At 32.1% G+C, this 21,318-nt stretch carries 18 protein-coding genes; 13 read left to right on the top strand and 5 right to left on the bottom strand.

Annotated features, from left to right (window positions below; all coding sequences use genetic code 11):
* Nucleotides 1-130: 130 nt before the first annotated feature.
* From AC4FRF_RS17155 to AC4FRF_RS17175, 5 genes are all read left to right on the top strand, one after another.
* Complete coding sequence (locus tag AC4FRF_RS17155; protein ID WP_491161467.1) at nucleotides 131-3,202, top strand: SusC/RagA family TonB-linked outer membrane protein; 3,072 nt, start codon at nucleotides 131-133, stop codon at nucleotides 3,200-3,202.
* An 11-nt stretch (nucleotides 3,203-3,213) separates the two neighbouring features.
* Complete coding sequence (locus tag AC4FRF_RS17160) at nucleotides 3,214-4,794, top strand: RagB/SusD family nutrient uptake outer membrane protein (protein WP_491161469.1); 1,581 nt, start codon at nucleotides 3,214-3,216, stop codon at nucleotides 4,792-4,794.
* A gap of 115 nt (nucleotides 4,795-4,909) precedes the next feature.
* Nucleotides 4,910-6,847: a glucosamine-6-phosphate deaminase gene (gene nagB / locus AC4FRF_RS17165; protein ID WP_491161471.1), complete on the top strand. Its 1,938-nt coding sequence runs from the start codon at nucleotides 4,910-4,912 to the stop codon at nucleotides 6,845-6,847.
* 147 nt (nucleotides 6,848-6,994) lie between these two features.
* Complete coding sequence (locus AC4FRF_RS17170) at nucleotides 6,995-9,061, top strand: beta-N-acetylhexosaminidase (RefSeq protein ID WP_491161473.1); 2,067 nt, start codon at nucleotides 6,995-6,997, stop codon at nucleotides 9,059-9,061.
* 163 nt (nucleotides 9,062-9,224) lie between these two features.
* The gene (locus AC4FRF_RS17175; RefSeq protein ID WP_491161475.1) at nucleotides 9,225-11,264 is read left to right on the top strand and encodes a beta-N-acetylhexosaminidase; all 2,040 of its coding nucleotides are present in this window, start codon (nucleotides 9,225-9,227) and stop codon (nucleotides 11,262-11,264) included.
* A 161-nt stretch (nucleotides 11,265-11,425) separates the two neighbouring features.
* On the opposite strand, the gene AC4FRF_RS17180 is transcribed toward AC4FRF_RS17175, so the two are convergent.
* Together AC4FRF_RS17180 and AC4FRF_RS17185 are read right to left on the bottom strand one after the other, a co-directional pair.
* On the bottom strand, nucleotides 11,426-11,896 hold the full coding sequence (locus AC4FRF_RS17180; protein WP_491161477.1) for a hypothetical protein: 471 nt from the start codon (nucleotides 11,894-11,896) through the stop codon (nucleotides 11,426-11,428).
* Between the two features lie 302 nt (nucleotides 11,897-12,198).
* Nucleotides 12,199-12,780, bottom strand: a complete 582-nt coding sequence (locus AC4FRF_RS17185; RefSeq protein WP_491161479.1) for a hypothetical protein — start codon at nucleotides 12,778-12,780, stop codon at nucleotides 12,199-12,201.
* Between the two features lie 299 nt (nucleotides 12,781-13,079).
* Between AC4FRF_RS17185 and AC4FRF_RS17190 the strand changes: the two genes are divergently transcribed.
* Nucleotides 13,080-14,699: an ABC-F family ATP-binding cassette domain-containing protein gene (locus tag AC4FRF_RS17190; protein ID WP_491161481.1), complete on the top strand. Its 1,620-nt coding sequence runs from the start codon at nucleotides 13,080-13,082 to the stop codon at nucleotides 14,697-14,699.
* A 58-nt stretch (nucleotides 14,700-14,757) separates the two neighbouring features.
* Here the strand turns inward: AC4FRF_RS17190 and AC4FRF_RS17195 are convergent, their stop codons facing one another.
* Nucleotides 14,758-14,931, bottom strand: a complete 174-nt coding sequence (locus tag AC4FRF_RS17195; protein ID WP_491161482.1) for a hypothetical protein — start codon at nucleotides 14,929-14,931, stop codon at nucleotides 14,758-14,760.
* A gap of 200 nt (nucleotides 14,932-15,131) precedes the next feature.
* Between AC4FRF_RS17195 and pyrR the strand changes: the two genes are divergently transcribed.
* The 7 genes from pyrR to AC4FRF_RS17230 all read left to right on the top strand — a co-directional run bounded on the left by pyrR (nucleotide 15,132) and on the right by AC4FRF_RS17230 (nucleotide 20,279).
* Entirely contained in the window at nucleotides 15,132-15,671 is a 540-nt protein-coding gene (gene pyrR / locus AC4FRF_RS17200) for a bifunctional pyr operon transcriptional regulator/uracil phosphoribosyltransferase PyrR (protein ID WP_491161483.1), read from the top strand.
* Between the two features lie 55 nt (nucleotides 15,672-15,726).
* Entirely contained in the window at nucleotides 15,727-16,653 is a 927-nt protein-coding gene (locus AC4FRF_RS17205; protein WP_491161485.1) for an aspartate carbamoyltransferase catalytic subunit, read from the top strand.
* A 147-nt stretch (nucleotides 16,654-16,800) separates the two neighbouring features.
* Complete coding sequence (locus AC4FRF_RS17210) at nucleotides 16,801-17,136, top strand: ribonuclease Z (RefSeq protein ID WP_491161486.1); 336 nt, start codon at nucleotides 16,801-16,803, stop codon at nucleotides 17,134-17,136.
* A gap of 86 nt (nucleotides 17,137-17,222) precedes the next feature.
* Complete coding sequence (locus tag AC4FRF_RS17215; protein ID WP_491161489.1) at nucleotides 17,223-18,128, top strand: ribonuclease Z; 906 nt, start codon at nucleotides 17,223-17,225, stop codon at nucleotides 18,126-18,128.
* A gap of 35 nt (nucleotides 18,129-18,163) precedes the next feature.
* The gene (gene pdxH, locus AC4FRF_RS17220) at nucleotides 18,164-18,808 is read left to right on the top strand and encodes a pyridoxamine 5'-phosphate oxidase (RefSeq protein WP_491161491.1); all 645 of its coding nucleotides are present in this window, start codon (nucleotides 18,164-18,166) and stop codon (nucleotides 18,806-18,808) included.
* A gap of 161 nt (nucleotides 18,809-18,969) precedes the next feature.
* Complete coding sequence (locus tag AC4FRF_RS17225) at nucleotides 18,970-19,476, top strand: CAP domain-containing protein (protein ID WP_491161492.1); 507 nt, start codon at nucleotides 18,970-18,972, stop codon at nucleotides 19,474-19,476.
* Between the two features lie 239 nt (nucleotides 19,477-19,715).
* Nucleotides 19,716-20,279, top strand: coding sequence for a CAP domain-containing protein (locus AC4FRF_RS17230; protein WP_491161494.1), 564 nt, complete (start codon nucleotides 19,716-19,718; stop codon nucleotides 20,277-20,279).
* A gap of 165 nt (nucleotides 20,280-20,444) precedes the next feature.
* On the opposite strand, the gene AC4FRF_RS17235 is transcribed toward AC4FRF_RS17230, so the two are convergent.
* On the bottom strand, nucleotides 20,445-20,828 hold the full coding sequence (locus AC4FRF_RS17235; RefSeq protein WP_491161496.1) for a tetratricopeptide repeat protein: 384 nt from the start codon (nucleotides 20,826-20,828) through the stop codon (nucleotides 20,445-20,447).
* Between the two features lie 237 nt (nucleotides 20,829-21,065).
* The coding region (locus AC4FRF_RS17240) for an OmpA family protein (protein WP_491161498.1) at nucleotides 21,066-21,318 on the bottom strand (253 nt) is incomplete at its 5' end.

Consider the following 21,318-nt stretch of genomic DNA (forward strand, 5'->3'; position numbering starts at 1 on the left):
TAAGTTTGAAAATCCTGTTGTAGATGGATTTATGTCGTTCGTTTAAAAAAAGCCACTGTTGGTTTAATTTATTTTTTTTAACATTACCTTAAGGATAAATTTACCACTATAACTAACAAAATATACAAATATGAAAAAAATTGTCTTAATCTTTATGATTGTTTTTGCGACGCAAGTGACACTTGCCCAAGTGAAAAATGTCAAGGGTGTGATTACAGATGTTACAGGAGAACCTTTACCAGGAGTTTCTATTGCTGTACAGGGATTGCAAAAAGGAACGACTACCGATCTTGACGGTATCTTTACTATTCAAGTACAAAAAGGTCAAACTTTAATTTTTAGCTATGTAGGTTTAGAAACGCAAAACATTGTAGTGGGAGATGCTAATACTATTAATGTGAAATTATTAGCATCTGCTTCAAATACTTTAAATGAAGTTGTGGTGACATCTTTAGGTATTAAGAAAACAAGAAAATCTTTGACTTATGCTGCTCAGGAGCTTAAAGGTGAAGAGTTAACCAGAGTAAAGGATGCTAACGTTATTAACACCATTGCGGGAAAAATTGCTGGTGTAACAGTAACTAAAAGTTCATCAGGAACTGGAGGATCTACAAAGGTGGTAATTAGAGGGAATTCTTCTATTACTAATAATCAGCCGTTATATGTTATTGATGGTGTACCGTTATATAATTCAGGTTCTGGTCAGCCAAACGAATCTTTTGGTAGTTTGGTTGGAGGAAATCGTGATGGTGGAGATGTTGTTTCTCTTTTAAATTCAGACGATTATGACGGTATGACAGTGCTTAAAGGTGCATCTGCAACTGCATTATATGGTAGTGAAGGAGCTAATGGAGTTATTTTGTTAACGACAAAAAAAGCAAAAGAAGGCAAATCAAATTTTGCCGCTTCTTCTGTTACTACTTTTGAAACAGCTGCCTATTTACCAGAATTTCAAAATGATTATATAGCTGCGCCAGGTGCTGAAGAATCATGGGGAGCAAAACAAGCATTTAAGGATCACGTAAAAGATTTTTTTAATACAGGAACAACACAAATAACTTCATTACGTTTCTCAACAGCTTCGTCCGTTGCTTCAACAGGTATTTCTTACGCTAATACTTCGGCAACAGGTATTATTCCTGGAAATTCTGTAAAGAAAAATAACTTTGGAATTAATCAGTCAGGGAAGTTTTTTAATGATAAATTAACGGTAACAGCAAAAGCAAACTATACAAGTCAAACATCGATAAATCGTCCTGTGAATGGTTTTTATTTTAATCCACTTACTGGAGTTTATCTGATGCCAAGAGGAAATGATTTTAATGAGTACAAAGAAAATTATGAAGTTTTTGATCCTGTAAGAAATTTGATGGCTCAAAACTGGATGACGGACAGAGATATTATGCAAAATCCTTATTGGGCAATAAACAGAAATAAATCTAAGGATAAAGATAATTATTTTAATGGGACTTTAGGATTGAATTATAAAGCTAACAATTGGTTAAATATTGCATCAAGATATAGTTTTAATCGTGTTGAACGTAATTTTGAGAAAAAGATTTATGCTACTACACAAGGAACTCTTTCTCATGTAAACGGTAGATACATTGATATAAACTCCGTAGGTACTCAACGTTATGGAGATATATTGGCAACAATAAATACCAAATTTAATGATGATTTTAGCTTTGTAGCTAATATTGGTGCAAGTATAAAAAATACAATTTCAGATGATAAGACTGTTTTAGATTCCGGAATAGGTGGAGGTCTAGCCTATGCTAACTGGTTTACTTTAGGAAATTTTGTTAACAATGCAGAAAATGTTCAAACGATTGGTGATAAAAGAGAAACTCAATCTGTTTTTGGAGCGACTACTTTTGGTTATAAAAATTATTTGTTTTTAGATGTTTCAGGTAGAAATGATTGGTCTTCTACTTTGGTTAATACCAATAAAGGATCATTCTTTTATCCATCTGTTGGTTTAACGGGTATAATAAGTGATATGACAACGATGCCAGACTTTATCAATTTTAGTAAAGTTAGAGCTTCATATGCTCAGGTAGGTAATGATATTTCAGCATTTGTAACTTCACCTACATCTACCATCAAAGGAGGAGTTATTACAAATCCAACTGTAGGTCCTAGACCAGGAGAAACGTTAAAACCAGAATTGAAATCTGAATTTGAAATTGGTACAGAATGGAGAATGTTTAATAATAGATTAGGTTTTGAAGTTTCTTATTATAATTCGGTGACTAAAAATCAATATGTACAAGTTCCTGCACCATCAACAAATCCATATGGTTATATCAATTATGGTTTTAATGCTGGTAGTATTGAAAATAAAGGTGTCGAAATTATTGTAACTGGTAAAATTATTAATAATGATAAATTTAATTGGGATACAACGGTTAACTTTTCTCAAAATAAAAATACAGTAAAAGAAATTCCTTCAGAATTAGGAGGTCATATCAATTTAACCGACCCAGGGGTTAATAGTTACAGATATGCATTAGTTGAAGGAAGACCATTTGGAGTTATTGAAGGTATTAAAGTAAAAAGAGATGATCAAGGAAGAATTCTTATGGCTGCACCTCAATATGATGGAAGTGGAGCATTAATTGCTGGAAGTGATCAGGTTATTCAAAAAAGTTCTGATTTTGAAGAGATTGGTAATTCTAATCCTGACTTTATGATAGGATTTTCAAATTCATTTAAAATTGGTGCATTTACAGCAAATGTTTTAATTGATGGTCGTTTTGGTGGTAATGTAATGAGTTTGACTCAAGCACAAAATGATTCTTTCGGGGTTTCTAAAGCTAGTGGCGATGCTAGAAATAATGGAGGAGTTGCAATTAATGCTGTTTATCCCGATGGTTCACCATATACAGGAAAAATGAATACTCAAACGTATTACTCACAAATTGGTGGTAGAGCAGGTGCAACTGGAGAATATATTTATGATGCAACAAATGTAACGGTTAGAGAAGTTTCAATAGGATATAGTTTTAATCCTAAGGTTTTACCTTTTATCCAATCAGCTAGTATTTCATTAATAGCTAGAAATTTATTCTTTATTTATAAAGATGCTCCTTTTGACCCAAACATTGCAATGAGTACTGGAGAAGGTTTGCAAGGTGTTGATATCTATGGATTACCTTCAACTAGAAATATCGGTCTTAATTTAAATGTAACTTTCTAATAAAAAATATCATGAAAATAAATAATATAAAAAAATCATTAGTCTGTTTAGGGCTTTTAAGTTTAGTAAGTTGTACGGATAATTTTCAAGAAATCAATACAAACTCCTATGGAGCTTCTAACGAACTTCTTGAGCAGGATTTTAATAATATTAGAACATTATTTCCTCCTATTTTTAATAACATTATTGTATTAGACCCTGTTTGGTGGTATCAAGTACAGCAAGGTTTACAAGGTGATATTTGGTCTGGATATATGGCTACTCCAACTCCCTTTGCTGGAGGAACTAATAATACAACTTATGATTTAGTTGATGGATGGAATGGATATGCCTGGACTTCTGGTTATAAAGATATTATGGCTAATGCTTACAAATTAGAACAAAGAACTAAAGGAAAATACGATCAGTTTTATGCGCTGTCTTTGATTTTAAAAGTAGAAGCTATGCACAGAATAACAGATACTTATGGGCCTATTGTTTATTCAAAATTTGGTACAGAAAATGCCCTGATTGAATACGATGCACAAAAAGATGTATATAATCAAATGTTTAAAGAATTGGATTTAGCCGTTGCTGAGCTAACACCAAGAGTTACTGCTGATGGAGTTACTGAATTCACAGGAACAGATATTACAGGATATAAAGGGGATTTTAAAAAATGGGTAAAGTTTGCAAACACTTTGCGTTTAAGACTTGCCATGCACATTGTAAAAATTGATGCTTCATTAGCTAAAACTGAGGCTGAAAAAGCAATTAGTCACTCTTTAGGAGTTTTAACTACTAATGATGATACGTTTAAAATTATTTCTCCTAACTATAATAATCCTATTGCAACAATCAGTGATGCCTGGCAGGATATTAGAATGTCAGCAGATATGGAATCTATCATGGGAGGCTATAATGATCCAAGAACATCAGTTTATTTTAAAACTTCTGAACAGTTTTCAGGTCAATATAAAGGAGTTAGAACAGGAATAGAAATAGCTGCTAAATCAGATCATTCTGGTTTTTCAGGTATTGGTTCTGTAGTAAACACTAAAGAAATTGTATTGATGACAGCTGCCGAGGCTTATTTTTTAAGAGCAGAAGGAGCTTTAAGAGGATGGAATATGGGAGGAGACACAAAATCTTTATATGAGCAAGGTATTGCAACATCTTTTAGTCAATATGGAGTTTCGGGAGCAGCTACTTATACTGCAAATGGAATAAATACGGCTAAAGCTTATGTAGATCCTAATTTTTCAGTAAATAATTCTCCAGCAGTTAACACTGTTACGGTAGCATGGGATGCAGCCGCTACTAATGAAGTTAAATTGCAAAAGATTATTACTCAAAAATGGATTGCTGGTTTCCCAGAAGGACAAGAAGCATGGACAGAATGGAGAAGAACTGGATATCCAAAACTTTTTCCAGTCCTAAAAAATACTAGTGGAGGAAAAATTACTACTCAGTATGGAGTTAGAAGACTTAATTACCCTCAATCTGAAAAAGCAGGTAATCCAGATGGTTTAGCTACAGGAATTGCTAAGCTAGGTGGACCTGATACAGGAGGAACAAGATTATGGTGGGATGTTAATATTGCCAACTTCTAAGAAAACAAAGTACAAATATATTAATTGAGTTTGGTTAATAAAAAATGGCATAAGCAATGCAAATTGCTTATGCCATTTTAAAAAACAGCTTTAATAATTATAATAAAAAAGAAAAATGAAAAGTGCTTTAGAAATACAACCTGATATTAGCTATAAAAGTGCTGGAAAATTTGAAGAAACTAGGTTTGAAAAAATTCATAATGAAATCTTCAAAACTTCTACTGAAGCGTCTGTAATTGTTGCTCAAGAAATAGCTCAATTAATTAGGTCTAAGCAAGAAAAAAATAAAACTTGCGTGTTGGGATTAGCAACAGGTTCTTCTCCAATTAAGGTGTATGAAGAATTGGTGAGAATGCACAGGGAAGAAGGACTAAGTTTTAGTAATGTAATCACTTTTAATTTGGATGAATATTATCCAATGTCTAAAGAAAATAATCAGAGCTACCACTATTTCATGCATCAACATCTTTTTAATCATATTGATATTAATTCTGAAAACATTAATATTCCTGATGGTACTGTAGCAATTGATGAATTGAATCAATACTGTATTGACTACGAAATGAATATTAAAAATGCTGGTGGTCTGGATTTTCAATTATTAGGAATCGGACGTACTGGACACGTTGGTTTTAATGAACCAGGTTCGCATATTAATTCCGGAACTCGTATTATTACTTTAGACCATATTACCAGAGTAGATGCTTCATCAGATTTTAATGGTATAGATAATGTGCCTAAAAAAGCAATTACTATGGGAGTTTCTACCATTATGAGATCAAAAAGAATTGTCTTGATGGCCTGGGGACAAAACAAAGCTGATATTATCAAAAGAACCATTCAAGGCGATATCAGTTCAGAAGTTCCTGCTACCTTTTTACAAAATCATAGCAATGCTACTTTTGTTTTAGACCAGTCAGCCGCTTCTGAATTAACTCGTTTTAAAACACCTTGGTTAGTAGGAGAGTGCATCTGGACGCAAGAATTAAAAAGTAAAGCAATTGTTTGGCTGTGCCAAAAAACAAAACGTGCCATTTTAAAACTAACAGACCGTGATTACAATAACAACGGAATGTCTGATTTACTGGCGCAAGAAGGTTCTGCTTACGATTTGAATATTAATATGTTCAATGTGCTACAGCACACCATTACTGGTTGGCCAGGAGGAAAACCCAATACAGATGATTCCCATCGTCCGGAAAGGGCTAATCCAGCTAAAAAACGTGTGATATTATTTAGTCCGCATCCCGATGATGATGTTATTTCTATGGGAGGAACTTTTTCTAAATTAATCAAACAAGGACATGATGTACACGTGGTTTATCAAACTTCTGGAAACATCGCTGTAACGGATGATGAAGCCCTAAAGTTTGCCGAAGTAGGAAATGATTTTGTTGGTGATATTGCTAAGGATATCAATTTCAAATCGGTTATTGAATTTTTGAATAACAAATCAGAAAATCAAATTGATTCCTTAGAAGTTAGAAAATTAAAAGGGCTTATTAGAAGAAGAGAATCTTATGCAGCTACTAGATACATTGGCTTAAAAGATGAAAATACGCATTTTCTTGACCTTCCTTTTTATGAAACAGGACAAGTCAAGAAAAAACCTTTGGGAGATGAAGATGTGGCTATTGTAAAAGATATTATTGCTAAAATAAAACCGCATCAGGTATTTGCTGCCGGAGATCTTGCTGACCCTCATGGTACACACGAAGTTTGTTTGAATGCTATTTTTGCTGCAATGAAATCATTAAAGCACGAAAAATACATGGACGATTGTTGGTTATGGTTGTACCGCGGAGCTTGGCACGAATGGGATATTCATGAAATTGATATGGCTGTTCCGTTGAGTCCATCTGAGGTATTATTAAAACGTCATGCTATTTTGTTTCACCAATCTCAAAAAGACAGAGTAATGTTCCAAGGAAATGATTCCAGAGAATTTTGGGTTAGAGCCGAAGACCGTAATAAAAATACAGCCATTTTATATGATGAATTAGGTTTGTCAGAATATGAAGCTATTGAAGCTTTTAAACGTTTTGATTACTAAGATTCATACTAATGGAATCTAATTACAAAATCCAGACTGATTGCTTATTGAAGAGGAATAGAAAGTAAAGTCATGTTGGATTTTGATAGTTTTTTACTTTAATATAATGCTATTCTAATTAGGTAGCATTTTTTCAAACAAATGAAAATGAAATATTTAATAATCCTACTATTTGTGGGTCTGACCTCTAATGCTCAAATCCAAAAGGAGTCATTAAACTTGATGCCTTGGCCTCAAAATATCGTTCTGAACGAGGGTATTTTTACTTTGACTAAAAATTTCAAAGTAAATATTACGGGAAATCCCAATCCTAGAATTTTTGCTGGAGTTACTCGTTTTTTGCGTCGTCTGGATGGGAGAACTGGGATTTTTTTCGAACAAGGTTTTATTACTAGTTTAAATGAAGTTCCTCAAGCTGAACTTCAAATTAACTGTACTAAAAGTGGAAAAATAGCTTTGTATGAGGACGAGAGTTATCTTTTAGATATCAAATCTAGCCAAATCACAATTAATGCCAGCAGTGATTTAGGAGCGCTTCATGGTCTAGAAACTTTGTTGCAAATGTTGCAAAACACTAGTACTTCATTTTATTTCCCTAACGCTCAAATTTCTGATTTTCCAAGATTTACTTGGAGAGGTTTGATGATTGATGCTGCCAGACATTTTCAACCAGTGGATGTTATCAAAAGAAATCTAGATGGATTAGCGGCAATGAAAATGAACGTTTTTCACTGGCATTTAGTAGACGACCAAGGTTGGCGTATAGAGATGAAAAAGCATCCTAAACTAATTGAGTTAGCGTCAGACGGTCAGTATTATACACAGGAAGAAATTAAAAACATTGTAAAATATGCTGATGAACGCGGAATATTAATTGTTCCAGAAATTGATGTTCCTGGACATGCATCGGCTATATTAACGGCATATCCTGAAATAGGCAGCAAAGTTATTCCAGTTACTTCAGGAACTTTTGATAAAAAAAATCAAGGAGTTGTAATCACTAACTATGGAATTGAAAGAAATGCAGGTGTTTTTTCGCCTACATTAGACCCTTCTAATCCTAAAACTTACCAATTATTAAACGAATTTTTTGATGAAGTTTGCCCTTTGTTTCCAGGAGCTTATTTTCATATCGGGGGAGATGAAAATGAAGGCAAGGATTGGGATTCAAATCCAAAAATTCAGCAGTTTAAAAAAGAGCATGGTTTAAGTACCAATCATGAATTGCAAACCTATTTTACCATGCAATTAGTACCTATGTTAAAAAAGCATGGCAAGCAATTGATGGGATGGGAGGAAATCATGACTAAAAACATGTCAAAAGAGGCCATTATCCATTCTTGGAAAGGAGTGAATGAAGGTGTAGCTCCCGGAAAATCATTGGTTGATGCGGTGCAAAAAGGCTATAAAACTGTTTTGTCAAACGGATTTTATATCGATTTGATGTATCCTATTGCGAGTCATTATCTGAATGATCCAATGCCCAAAAATGCTAATTTGTCTTCTGATGAAAAAGCAAGGATTTTAGGTGGTGAAGCTACTATGTGGACTGAATTAGCGAGTCCAACCACCATAGATTCTAGAATTTGGCCTAGAACAGCCGCTATTGCCGAAAGACTTTGGTCAGCTGAAGAAGTTAAAGATGTGGCCAATATGCGCAAACGTTTAGAAACTGTTTCTTTTAGATTAGAAGAATTAGGTTTGACACACATTCGCAATAAGGAAGTTATTTTAAGAAATATTGCTAACAATCAAAATGACAATTCATTAAATGAGTTTGCTAAGGTTTGTGAACCTTTAAAAGGTTATTCTCGCAACAAAGGAGGAACTGAATATCAAATGTATTCACCGTTGACACTTTTTGCTGATGCTTGCACTCCTGACGCCACAGCAGCGCTGGCTTTTAATACAGCAGTTGATGCTTATTTGACGAATAAAAATTCTGAAAACAGAATGAAAGTTGAGACTTTTTTATACAAATGGATAGCTCTTAACAAGGATTTAATCGCTTTAAGTGCTAATGCTCCATTGGTACAACCGCTTTTACCATTGGCTCAAAAATTGAATGATGCTTCGGCGGAAATCTTATTGTTTTTAGATAACAAATCAACTTTGAAAAAAGAAGATTTGAAAAAATTAATAGAACAATGTAATACAAAAGAACACGCAGATGTTGAGTTGGCTGTTTATGAAAGCCTGCTCAAACTGATATAATTTTGGTTGAATTTTGATTATTATTTTTGAAATCATCTCTGCTAATTCTTTTTAGTAGAGATGATTTTGTTTTTACTAATTATGGCTTTTCCTGTTTTATCCAATCAAAGCGCGGTATAAATTTTTATCTTTATAAAAATAAACAGCACTTAATTATCAAGCAATGGGTACTTTTAAATATTTCTCTTTTCTATTATTGTTTGTTTTTGCGTCGCAGGCGCAAATTAAAAAAGACCAATTAAATTTGATGCCTTGGCCACAGCAAGTAGAAATTTCAGATGCTATTTTTACATTGGACAAAGATTTCAAAATCAATTGCAATGCAAGCAGTGATTCCAGAATTTATAAAGCTGCTACGCAATTCTTAAGACGATTGGATGAAAGAACGGGATTGTTTTTTTCTCAAGATTTTATTAAAAACCCAAATGAATTTCCTGAAGCCGAATTGCAAATAAATTGTTTGCAAAAAGGAAAGCTTGAATTAAAAGAAGACGAAAGTTATCATTTGGTCGTAGAGTCTCATAAAATTGTAATTACTGCCAATACTGATTTAGGAGCTTTGCACGCATTAGAAACGCTTTCGCAAATGTTACAAAACAATGGAAAATCATTTTACTTTCCAGTCGTAGAAATTGTCGATAAACCAAGGTTTGCTTGGCGCGGATTAATGATTGATGCGGCCAGACATTTTATACCTGTTGATGTAATCAAGCGTAATCTGGATGGAATGGCCGCCATGAAGATGAATGTTTTTCATTGGCATTTGGCCGATAATCAAGGTTGGCGCGTAGAAATAAAAAAATATCCTAGACTAACTGAATTGGCTTCTGATGGTTCTTTTTATACTCAAGAAGAAATTGCAGCTGTTGTAAAATATGCGGATGAAAAAGGAATTATGGTTGTTCCCGAAATTGATGTTCCGGGACATGCTTCGGCATTATTGACTGCATTTCCAGAAATTGGAAGTAAAATAGACACGGAAAATGCCTATGCTGTATCCAGAAAATCAGGTATTCACGATGCGGCTTTGGATCCAACCAATCCTAAAACTTATGAGATTTTAAGTGCTATTTTTGAAGAGGTTTGTCCATTGTTTCCCAGTGACTATTTCCACATTGGTGGAGATGAAAACAACGGTAAAGAGTGGAACGCAAATCCTAAAATTCAGGAATTTAAAAAGAAAAATAATTTGGTAACTAATCATGATTTGCAAACCTATTTCAACATGAAATTAATTCCAATGCTAAAAAAGCAAGGAAAACAATTAATGGGTTGGGAGGAAATCATGACTAAGGACATGTCTAAGCAAGCTATTATTCACGCTTGGCGCTCCGTTAAAGAAGGAATGGAAGCGGAAGGAGGATTAGTAAAAGCTGCTAAAAGTGGTTATAAGACCGTTTTGTCTACTGGTTTTTATATTGATTTGATGCTTAGTGTGGATAGTCATTATTTAAATGATCCAATGCCAAAAAATGTAGATTTTACGGCAGAAGAAAAAGCAAGAATTCTAGGTGGCGAAGCAACTATGTGGAGCGAATTAGTGACACCATTGAATATTGATTCCAGAATTTGGCCAAGAACCGCCGCTATTGCCGAAAGATTATGGTCGAATGATACAGTGACTAATTTGGAAAGCATGCACAAAAGGTTAAAGCAAATTTCTTTTCGCTTAGAAGAAATAGGTCTAACGCATATTCGAAATAAAGAAGTGATTTTGAGAAATATTAGTAATTATCAAGGGACCAAAGCGTTGAATGATTTTACCAAAATTTGCGAACCATATAAGTTGTACAAACGCAACGGTGGAGGAAAAAAATATTTCATGTATTCGCCTTTAACTTTGTTTGCCGATGCCTGTAATGCCGATGCTTCGGATGCGTATGAATTTAATAAAGCGGTTAATCGATATCTGATTGATAAAGATGAACTCTCGCAAAGTGAGATTGTTTATTATTTGAAACAGTGGATTACTATGAATGATGAATTGATTGTATTTAGCAAAAATGCACCATTAATCCAACCGCTTTTACCAATGGCACAGCAGTTAAGCACCATTGCTGTTGAATTAGTGGCAAACTTAGAAAATAAAAAAGCGCTTAATAAAACGCTTATTCAGGAAAACTTAAAACTACTCAATGAACGTAATTCTGCCGATGTAGAATTGGCCATTTATGATAGTTTGAAGAAATTGGCAGAATTATAAAAGCGGTATTTTGAAATAAAAAACTCGTTTATCTGATAGTTTAGATAAACGAGTTTTTTTATTGTATAGGTTGTTGTTGATTTTGATTGTGGCCGAACGCGAAAGGATTAACCTATAAGTTAGTGGAATTTCTTTAATCTATTCTTCTAAAGAAGTTGAAATCATTTATAGATTAACAATAAATAAAAAAATATTATGGCTAAAAATGCATTTGATAAAATAATATTTTGAAAGCCGTTTTCAGATAAAGCAGAACTAAATTTCAGTAAAAATAAACTAATAATTGATGTTATTAGTAAACCTATTGCAATATAAAAACAAGCTCCATTTAACCCTGACATCAATTCTTCAGAATATTCTTTATTTATAGTTTTTACATTACTAATGTTTTGAAAAATATAGCTTATACTTAAAGTGATTCCGTTTTCTTTAATAAAAGTTTTGTTTACAGCAAATTCGTAGCCTTTTTGAGTGTAATATTTATATCCAAGTAATTCTTTAGAAGTATGAGTGCTAAATTTTCCTCGATGAGACACAATAATTTCACTATATTCTGTGATTTGATCGTTAATTTGTTTTTGAGGTAGTATAAATAAATCTACCGCAAATAAAATAGATGCAATTGGAATCAAAATCAATATTTTGAATGTTATATTCGAATATTTTTCTTTCACAGATTATTTTTGATTTGATATGTTTTTCGTAAGATTTTTTTAAGACCTACCTCCGCAATCTTGTCATGCTGACGAAGGAAGCATCTCATTAGGTATTTTGACAAAGTTGCTCATTGTTGGGGGTACGGATTACAAATCAGCGCTATAGGGGGTAAAAATATAATTGTTTTTAATTTAAATACAAATTTTCAAATACAAAACCAATTTCAATTTAAGTGAAATGGTAAAATTGTTTTTTATTGTGTATTGTGTGTAGCCTTTTATTTTTTATAATAATCTATTTCGTCTCTCATTAAGTTTTCAATTTCCTGCCAAAGTTCGCCCATTCTTTTTCCTCGTTCTTCGTGTGCAATACTTTGTAACTGTTGTGCTGTATATTCTAAATCGTTGGAATTTGAAAGTTTATTTAAAACAGTTTGAAACTCACTTGTGTAATCGTTTACTAAAGTTTTGTATTCTGTAATTTTAGGTAAAAGTTTTTGGCTCGCAACTAATTTCAATTTGTTCAATTCAGAATTAACAATCATCATTGGTTGAAGAGAGTTTTTTGTTGTTTCTAACAATTTTTCATTGAATTTTATTAATGCATTGTTTATTCTGTCTTCGTCTCCTGTAAGTACTTCAGACATGAATTCTGTTGATATTCCATAAGTTGCGTTTGGATCTGTTCTCATTTTCAAACTCATTTCGTCCATTTGGTCCATAAAATTTGAATATACTTCAAACCTTTTGTCAATTGCTTTATCAGTTTTTTGATATTTCCTGTTTAAACGAAATTGAATTATTCCCCAAATCCATCCTAAAACTCCCAAACTAATTATAAAATAGTCTTTATTTTCCACTTTTTTAATTTTTTATTTTCTACTTGTAATAAAGTATTTTTAGTACTGATCTTAAGTTCACGCTAACTTATTTATAAACTCAATTTTTTATATCTCTATTGAGCTAAGTAATCACTTTTAAGTAACCTTATTCAATTTAATAGAGTATTGTTTTTTCAAAAATATCAAAAACCCCAATAATTAAGTAATCTTTTTAAGACGACTTATAAACAAAAAGCACTCATAAAATCCTTTCAGTTATGATTCCCATAAATAGCTATTTTTTTGTACTTTTGCAGCAAATTTTATAAAAGCTATTCATGTTAACAGTAAATAATTTATCAGTTCAGTTTGGTAAGCGAATTTTATTCGACGAAGTAAATACCACTTTTACTCATGGTAACATCTACGGTGTTATTGGTGCTAACGGTGCTGGAAAATCAACATTTCTTAAAATAATTTCAGGCGAAATGGATCCTACTTCGGGTCACGTTCACTTAGAGCCTGGAAAACGTATGTCGGTTTTGAACCAAAACCACAACATGTTTGATGAACATACCGTTCTGGAAACAGTGATTATGGGTAACAAGGTGTTGTATGCTGTTAAGAAAGAAATGGACGAATTGTATCTGGATTACAATGATGCTAATGCCGACAGAATTGGAGAATTGCAGGTGCAGTTTGAAGAAATGAATGGATGGAATGCTGATTCAGATGCGGCAGCCATGCTTTCTAATTTAGGTATCGGCGAAGAATTCCACTATACTTTGATGTCGGATATGGAAGGGAAGATGAAAGTTCGTGTGCTTTTGGCACAGGCACTTTTTGGAAATCCTGATTTGCTGATTATGGATGAGCCTACCAACGACTTGGATTTTGAAACCATCGCCTGGTTAGAGAATTTCTTAGCTAATTATGAAAATACGGTAATTGTAGTTTCTCACGACCGTCACTTCTTAGATGCGGTTTGTACACATATTTCGGATATTGATTTTGGAAAAATCAACCATTATTCCGGAAACTATACGTTTTGGTATGAGTCTAGCCAATTAGCGGCTAAACAACGTGCACAACAAAACAAGAAAGCGGAAGAGAAGAAGCAGGAATTGGAAGAATTTATTCGTCGTTTCTCTGCCAATGTGGCGAAGTCTAAACAGGCTACTTCCCGTAAAAAAATGATTTCAAAATTGAATATTTCTGAAATCAAACCATCTAGCCGTCGTTATCCTGCTATTATATTTGATCAGGAGCGTGAAGCCGGAGACCAAATCTTGAACGTTCAAAATTTAAGCGCTTCTGTAGATGGAGAACTTTTGTTTAAAGATGTGGATTTGAATATGGCCAAAGGCGATAAAATCGTACTTTTTTCTAAAGATTCTCGTGCTACAACTGCTTTTTATGAAATTTTAAATAACAATCAAAAAGCAGATTCTGGAACTTTTGATTGGGGAGTTACTACAAACCAAGCCTATTTGCCAGTTGAAAACCACGATTTTTTTGAAAACGATTTGTCTTTAGTAGACTGGTTGCGTCAATATGCAAAAACAGAAGAAGAACGTGATGAAGTTTTTATTAGAGGATTTTTAGGGAAAATGATTTTCTCTGGAGAAGAAGCTTTAAAAACGAGTCGTGTACTTTCAGGAGGAGAAAAAGTACGTTGTATGTTGTCTAGAATGATGATGGAACGCGCTAATATTTTAATGTTAGACGAACCTACCAATCACTTGGACTTGGAATCAATTACCGCTTTTAACAACTCTTTAAAAAACTTTAAAGGTTCGGTTATTTTTACTACGCATGACCACGAGTTTGCTCAAACTGTAGGTAATAGAGTAGTGGAGTTGACTCCAAACGGAGCGATTGACCGCTATATGACTTTTGATGAATACTTGGATGATGAAAAAATTCAAGAACAAAGAAAGAAAATGTACAATCTATAAAAGGTTGATGAAAATAGAAAAAAGTCCTGTAATTAAAATACTGGACTTTTTTTTTGATTTATTTCTTCCCAAACATCTTAGTAATTAAGAAAAGTATAAGGACAACAACTGCAATTACGATAAACATTCCAACTCCCACTCCAGCTTTAAAGATTCCGCCAATTAGTTCGCAACTTGAAAAAGTAAACATTACAATTAGAAGTAATAGTATTTTTTGGGTTATTTTTTGCATGGTTTCTATGTTTTAAATTAGTTAAATATCTGAATTTAAAATTACTCGATAAGTTAATATTCAGCATTATAGAATTTTAAGGTTTTGTTGTATTATTCAAACTAGGAAAGTGTTTTTTATACTAAATTTTAAATTTAGATATTGTTTAAGGTTATAAATCTGATTTTGTATATTTGCACTACCCAACATAACTCTTTACTATGACTCAAAAAGTTTTGCTCAATTCCAAAGAAGTCAATATCATTCTTCATCGTTTGGCTTGTCAGCTAATTGAAAAACACCTTGATTTTAAAGACACCATTTTAATTGGTATTCAACCCAGAGGAACATTTTTAGCAGAACGTCTTAAAGAAGTCTTAGAAAAAGAATACGATACTCCAGAAATTCAATTAGGTTATCTAGATATTACTTTTTTTAGAGATGATTTTAGAAGAACCGAAAAGCCATTAGAAGCTAATAAAACCAAAATCAATTTTATTTTAGAAAATAAAAAGGTCATTTTTATTGACGATGTTTTGTACACCGGTAGAAGTATTCGATCGGCATTAACAGCGGTTCAGTCTTTTGGTAGACCTTCTGAAATTGAGTTGTTAGTTTTAATTGATAGACGTTTTAGCCGTAATTTACCTATTCAACCGGATTATAGAGGACGACAAGTAGATGCGATTAATAATGAGAAGGTAAAAGTGAGTTGGAAAGAAAATGATGGAGAAGACGCAGTGTATTTAGTTACCAATTAAAAGTAAATCTAAGCCCACTAAATCTCATCTATAATAAAATAATAATCGTAAAAAAATGAAAGAATTAAGCGTAAATCATTTATTAGGTATCAAATATATTAACAAGAATGATATAGACCTTATTTTTGAAACAGCGGATCATTTTAAAGAAGTCATTAATCGTCCGATTAAGAAAGTGCCTTCGTTACGAGATATTACAATTGCCAATATTTTTTTCGAAAACAGTACTAGAACTAAACTTTCCTTTGAATTAGCTCAAAAACGTTTATCAGCCGATGTCATTAGTTTTTCGGCAGCACAATCTTCTGTTAAAAAAGGAGAAACACTTATTGATACCGTAAACAATATTCTTTCTATGAAAGTAGATATGGTGGTAATGCGTCATGCTAATCCTGGTGCAGCACACTTTTTATCTCAAAATGTTAAAGCAAGTATTGTTAACGCAGGAGATGGAGCACACGAGCATCCTACACAAGCTTTATTAGACAGTTATTCGATAAGAGAAAAATTGGGCGATGTTGCAGGAAAAAAAGTGGTTATTGTGGGCGATATTTTGCATTCCAGAGTGGCTTTGTCTAATATTTATGCCTTGCAAATGCAAGGAGCCGAAGTAAAAGTTTGTGGTCCTAAAACATTAATTCCTAAGCATATTGAATCATTAGGGGTAAAAGTTGAATCGAATTTAAGAAATGCCTTGGAATGGTGTGATGTTGCTAACATGTTGCGTGTTCAGAATGAAAGAATGGATGTGAATTATTTTCCTTCTACTCGTGAATATGCACAGCAATACGGAGTAGACAAAACTTTATTGGAATCATTAAATAAAGAAATTGTAATCATGCACCCAGGACCAATCAACAGAGGTGTAGAAATTACTTCAGAAGTTGCTGATTCCGGTCAATCGGTAATTTTGAACCAAGTTGAAAATGGAGTAGCGATTCGTATGGCTGTTATTTATCTTTTAGCTTCAAAAATTCAGTAAGTAAAAAAATCTTAGTAACTTTAGATTTTAGAAAACTAAATATTTAATATTGTTAAGTTGTTAATTATAAAAAGGTTGTGCGCTTAAATGCCGCTTTTTGAAAATAGTGACAACATTGATGACCACTAACAACTAAATTCAATAGCTATGAAAGTAGATCAAAAAGAACATACCGTAACCATTAAAGATACGCAAGGCGATTTTACTTCTTTTTTAATGAAAGTTACCCATCAATATAAAAGTTATGAAAACCATAATATTATTATTGACCTTTTAGATCATAAAGAGGGCTTGGAAGTAAGTGATTTGAAATTATTTTTACCATTGTCTAAGAAACATAAAAAATCCAAAAAATCATTTGTAGTTGTAGTATCTGACTTTGATTATAATGCTTTACCGGAAAAGTTTACTGTAGTCCCTTCTTTGCTGGAAGCTCATGATATAATTGAAATGGAAGAAATAGAAAGAGATTTAGGCTTTTAAAATTGTTTAACTGTTTATTCGTTTAAAAGTTTAATCACTTGATTTTCCGTATAACATTAAACAAATAATCGTTAACCCCATACATTTTGAAATTAACCATTCTGGGCTGTTATGCAGCAACTCCTCGTACATTTACCAATCCTACTTCGCAAATACTTGAAATAAAAAACCACCTTTTTCTTATTGATTGTGGAGAAGGTACTCAAGTACAACTTCGCAAAAATAAAATCAAATTTTCTAAGATTAATCACATCTTTATCTCTCACTTGCATGGAGATCATTTTTATGGTTTGATAGGTTTAATCTCTACCTTTTCATTGCTTAATCGTAATAATGATTTGCATATTTATGGTCCAAAAGGCATAAAAGAAATCATAATGCTGCAATTAAGGCTTTCTAATTCCTGGCCTAATTTTGGGTTGCATTTTAGTGAATTGACAAACACAGAAAGTGAACTGATATATGAAAATGATAAAGTTTTAGTAAAAACCATTCCTTTAAAACACAGGGTTTATACCAATGGATTTTTATTTGAAGAGAAATTAGACAAACGAAAGTTGAACATAGAAGCAGTACAAAAACATCAAATTGAGAAATGTTATTTTCAGAATATAAAAAACGGTAGAGATGTAGTTTTGGATGACGGTACAGTTGTTCCTAATGAAGAATTATCGTTTGCTCCAGAAAAACCACGTAGCTATGCTTTTTGTTCGGATACGATTTATAATGAAGCTATTATTCCGTTGCTTAAAGAAGTAGACGTATTGTATCATGAAGCTACTTTTTTGCAATCAGAAGAAAATTTAGCTTCTAAAACCATGCATTCCACAGCAATCGAAGCAGCTACTATTGCATATAAAGCACAAGTAAAACAACTTGTTTTAGGGCATTATTCAACTCGATACGATAGTATTGATTTGTTTAAACAAGAAGCAGAAACCGTTTTTCCTAATGTGTTGTTAGCTAATGATGGTAAAAGTTTTGATTTATAGTTTAAGTACTAATATCTTATAATTAAAAAAATACAATGGAAGATTTAAGCAATTATAGAAGATCTTATGAAAAAAGTGAATTATTAGAAACTAATATTCCCGAAGATCCAATTAATCTTTTTCATCGCTGGTTTCATGAAGTGGAAGATTTTGGTGGTAACGAAGAAGTAAACGCTATGACGGTTTCTACTATAGGTTTAGATGGCTTTCCAAAAGCAAGAGTTGTTTTGTTGAAAAAATACAACGAAGAAGGTTTTATTTTTTATACTAATTATAATTCTGAAAAAGGCAAAGCAATGGAGCAGAATCCAAATGTTTGTCTTTCTTTTTTTTGGCATTCAGCGGAACGTCAAGTAATCATTAAAGGTATTGTAGAAAAAACAACTGAGGTTATTTCGGATAATTATTTTGATTCTAGACCTGATGGGAGTAAATTTGGTGCTGTTGTATCCAATCAAAGTGAAGTAATTCCATCCCGTGACTTTTTAGAAAATAATCTAAAAGAATTGGAAAAAGTTTTTGATCATAAAACTATTCCAAGACCTAAACATTGGGGCGGTTATTTAGTTCGTCCTGTTGTAGTTGAATTTTGGCAAGGAAGAGCTAATCGTTTGCATGACAGAATTCGTTATTCCCTTCAAGAAGACTATTCTTGGAAAATAGAAAGATTAGCACCTTAATGTAAGAAAAATACTTTTTTTAAGTAAAAAAGATGCATTTCATCGATTTTTTTTGTAGTTTACCGATAAAGTGTTGTATGTTTGAATAACAAAAAAAACAAAAAACTAACACCTTTAAAGAGTTTGCCCCACAATCTACTTTAAACTTAAACTACTAGCTTATGAAAGTAAATTTACTCAAGTTAATGTTACTATTGACAGTGATATTTACAATGAATTCATGTTCATCAGATTCATCAGAATCAACAGCTGATTCTACAAGTGCGGTAATTGTTGAGAATTATACTTATAGTGATGCTGAGTTAGAAACAATGAAGTTAATCAATGATTATCGAGTAAGTATTGGTTTGAATCCTTTGGAAAAAATCAATCACATTTCATACAAATCAGAAGAACATGATTATTATATGATTGACAATAAGGTAGTAAGTCATGATGGTTTTGTAGAGCGTTCAGAAAACATCATGAAATTATTAGGAGCTAAGTCAGTAGGAGAGAATATTGCATACAACTATAATAGTCCTCAAGCAGCGGTAACAGCTTGGTTAAATAGTCCTGCTCACAAAGAGAATATTGAAGGTAATTATACTCATTTTGGGATTTCTATTAGACAAGATGCGGCTACAGGAAAGAAATATTACACCAATATGTTTGCAAACATTAAATAATTATTTTGGTTTTTAAATAAAATACAATAAGAATATTTGCCCCAAATCTATTCTTTAAGTATTCATAAAAAAAGAGTTTATAATCCCCAATTATAAGCTCTTTTTTTTGTTTCTATTTCTAAAACATTGTACTTCAGATTGTTGTTTGTCTCGTAAGAAAAATTATTAATAAGATTTAATTAATAGTTAAATAACATTCAATTTTATACTTTTTTTAAAAGTATGATTTAAAATCAGGTATGTTTGCCTGCAAAAAAAATAATACCACAAAAAATAATACCACAAAAAAAATTATGAAATTGATTTTTTCGAATAAAATAATGCTTATTATAGTGTTATTTATTTTAAACTCCTGTTCTTCTGATAGTGTTGATGATGCAAATTTAACTTCTGAAGTTAAACCTGAACTAATTGTTAATTACACTTATACTGATGTTGAATTAGAAACCCTTAAGTTAATTAATGATTATCGATCGAGTTTAGGTCTGAATCGTTTATCAATAATTAATCATATTTCACATAAGTGTGAAGAGCATGATATTTACATGATTGATAATAAGGTTCTAACTCATGATTATTTTAAAGAACGTTCAGAAAATATAATGAAAGTATTAGGTGCCTATAAAGTTGGAGAAAATATAGCTTTTAATTTTAAGTCTCCAAAGTCAGCTCTAGATGGATGGTTGAATAGTCCGACGCATAAGATAAATATTATTGGTGATTATACTCATTTTGGTATAGCTATAAAAGTGGATCCGTTAACAGGAGATATATATTACACTAATATTTTTGCGAAGATTTAATTCTTTTCTACTTATTTAAAAAGAGTTTTTTCAATTTTAAATGAGACTCTTTTTTTTACAGTATGATTTTCTATTTATTTGAATATCGTTTATTTCAAGATATAGTATAAAAAAACAGCTGCAATAGTATTGCAGCTGTTTTAATGGTTCATAATTTACAGTAAACTAATTATTTTTGTTTGATTTTGATTTTTGGTTTAATTTTTCGATAATATAACTTGCTTTTTCATTTTCGCCAATTGCATATAAAGAATCTGCATATTGCTTGTAATATAGAGGTTCTAAATCGCTTGTTAGGGCAAACAATTCTCCGTACCATTTAGCTGCCTTTTCCATGTTTCTATCAGCATAGAACGCATTGCCTAATTTTTCAAATAAATCAATTGATTTATATCCTTTTTCAGCAACTCTTTCATAAGTTTTTGTAATATTCACATAAGCATAACTTTCACCAACTCTGTTGGTAATATAAACTTTAGGATTTTGTGAATATCCACTGTATGATAATAAACCGGTTAAGATTAAAAAAAAGATTGGGGTTACTTTCATATTATAATTTAAATGAATTTAAATTGTTTTTTTAATTGTTTTTAATAACAAAAATTTCTATTTTGATAAAAAAAAAATTTCTTGAGGGTTAAATTTAATAGAAATATTTCTATGTTACACATAATCAGTGTTTTTTTTAGTTAAAAAAGCTAATAAACTGTATTTTTAATAAATTTTGTAGCTTATTATTTATCTAAAAAATAGATGTTTAAACGTTTTTAGCTTTGGTTGTCAATTTTACAGGGCCGTAATAATAAATTCACTTCTTCTATTCATTTGGTGTTCTTCTTCGGTACATTTTACTCCATCGGCACATCTGTTAACTAATTGCGTTTCGCCGTAACCTTTACCAGTTAAACGATTTGGATTGATACCGTTTTGAATCAACCAATTAATAGTTGATTTGGCTCTTCTATCGGATAAAGCTTCGTTGTATTTGAAAGAAGCACGACTATCGGTATGCGAACGAATATCAAGTTTCATATTCGGA

It is taken from the genome of Flavobacterium sp. ST-158 (assembly GCF_058309975.1).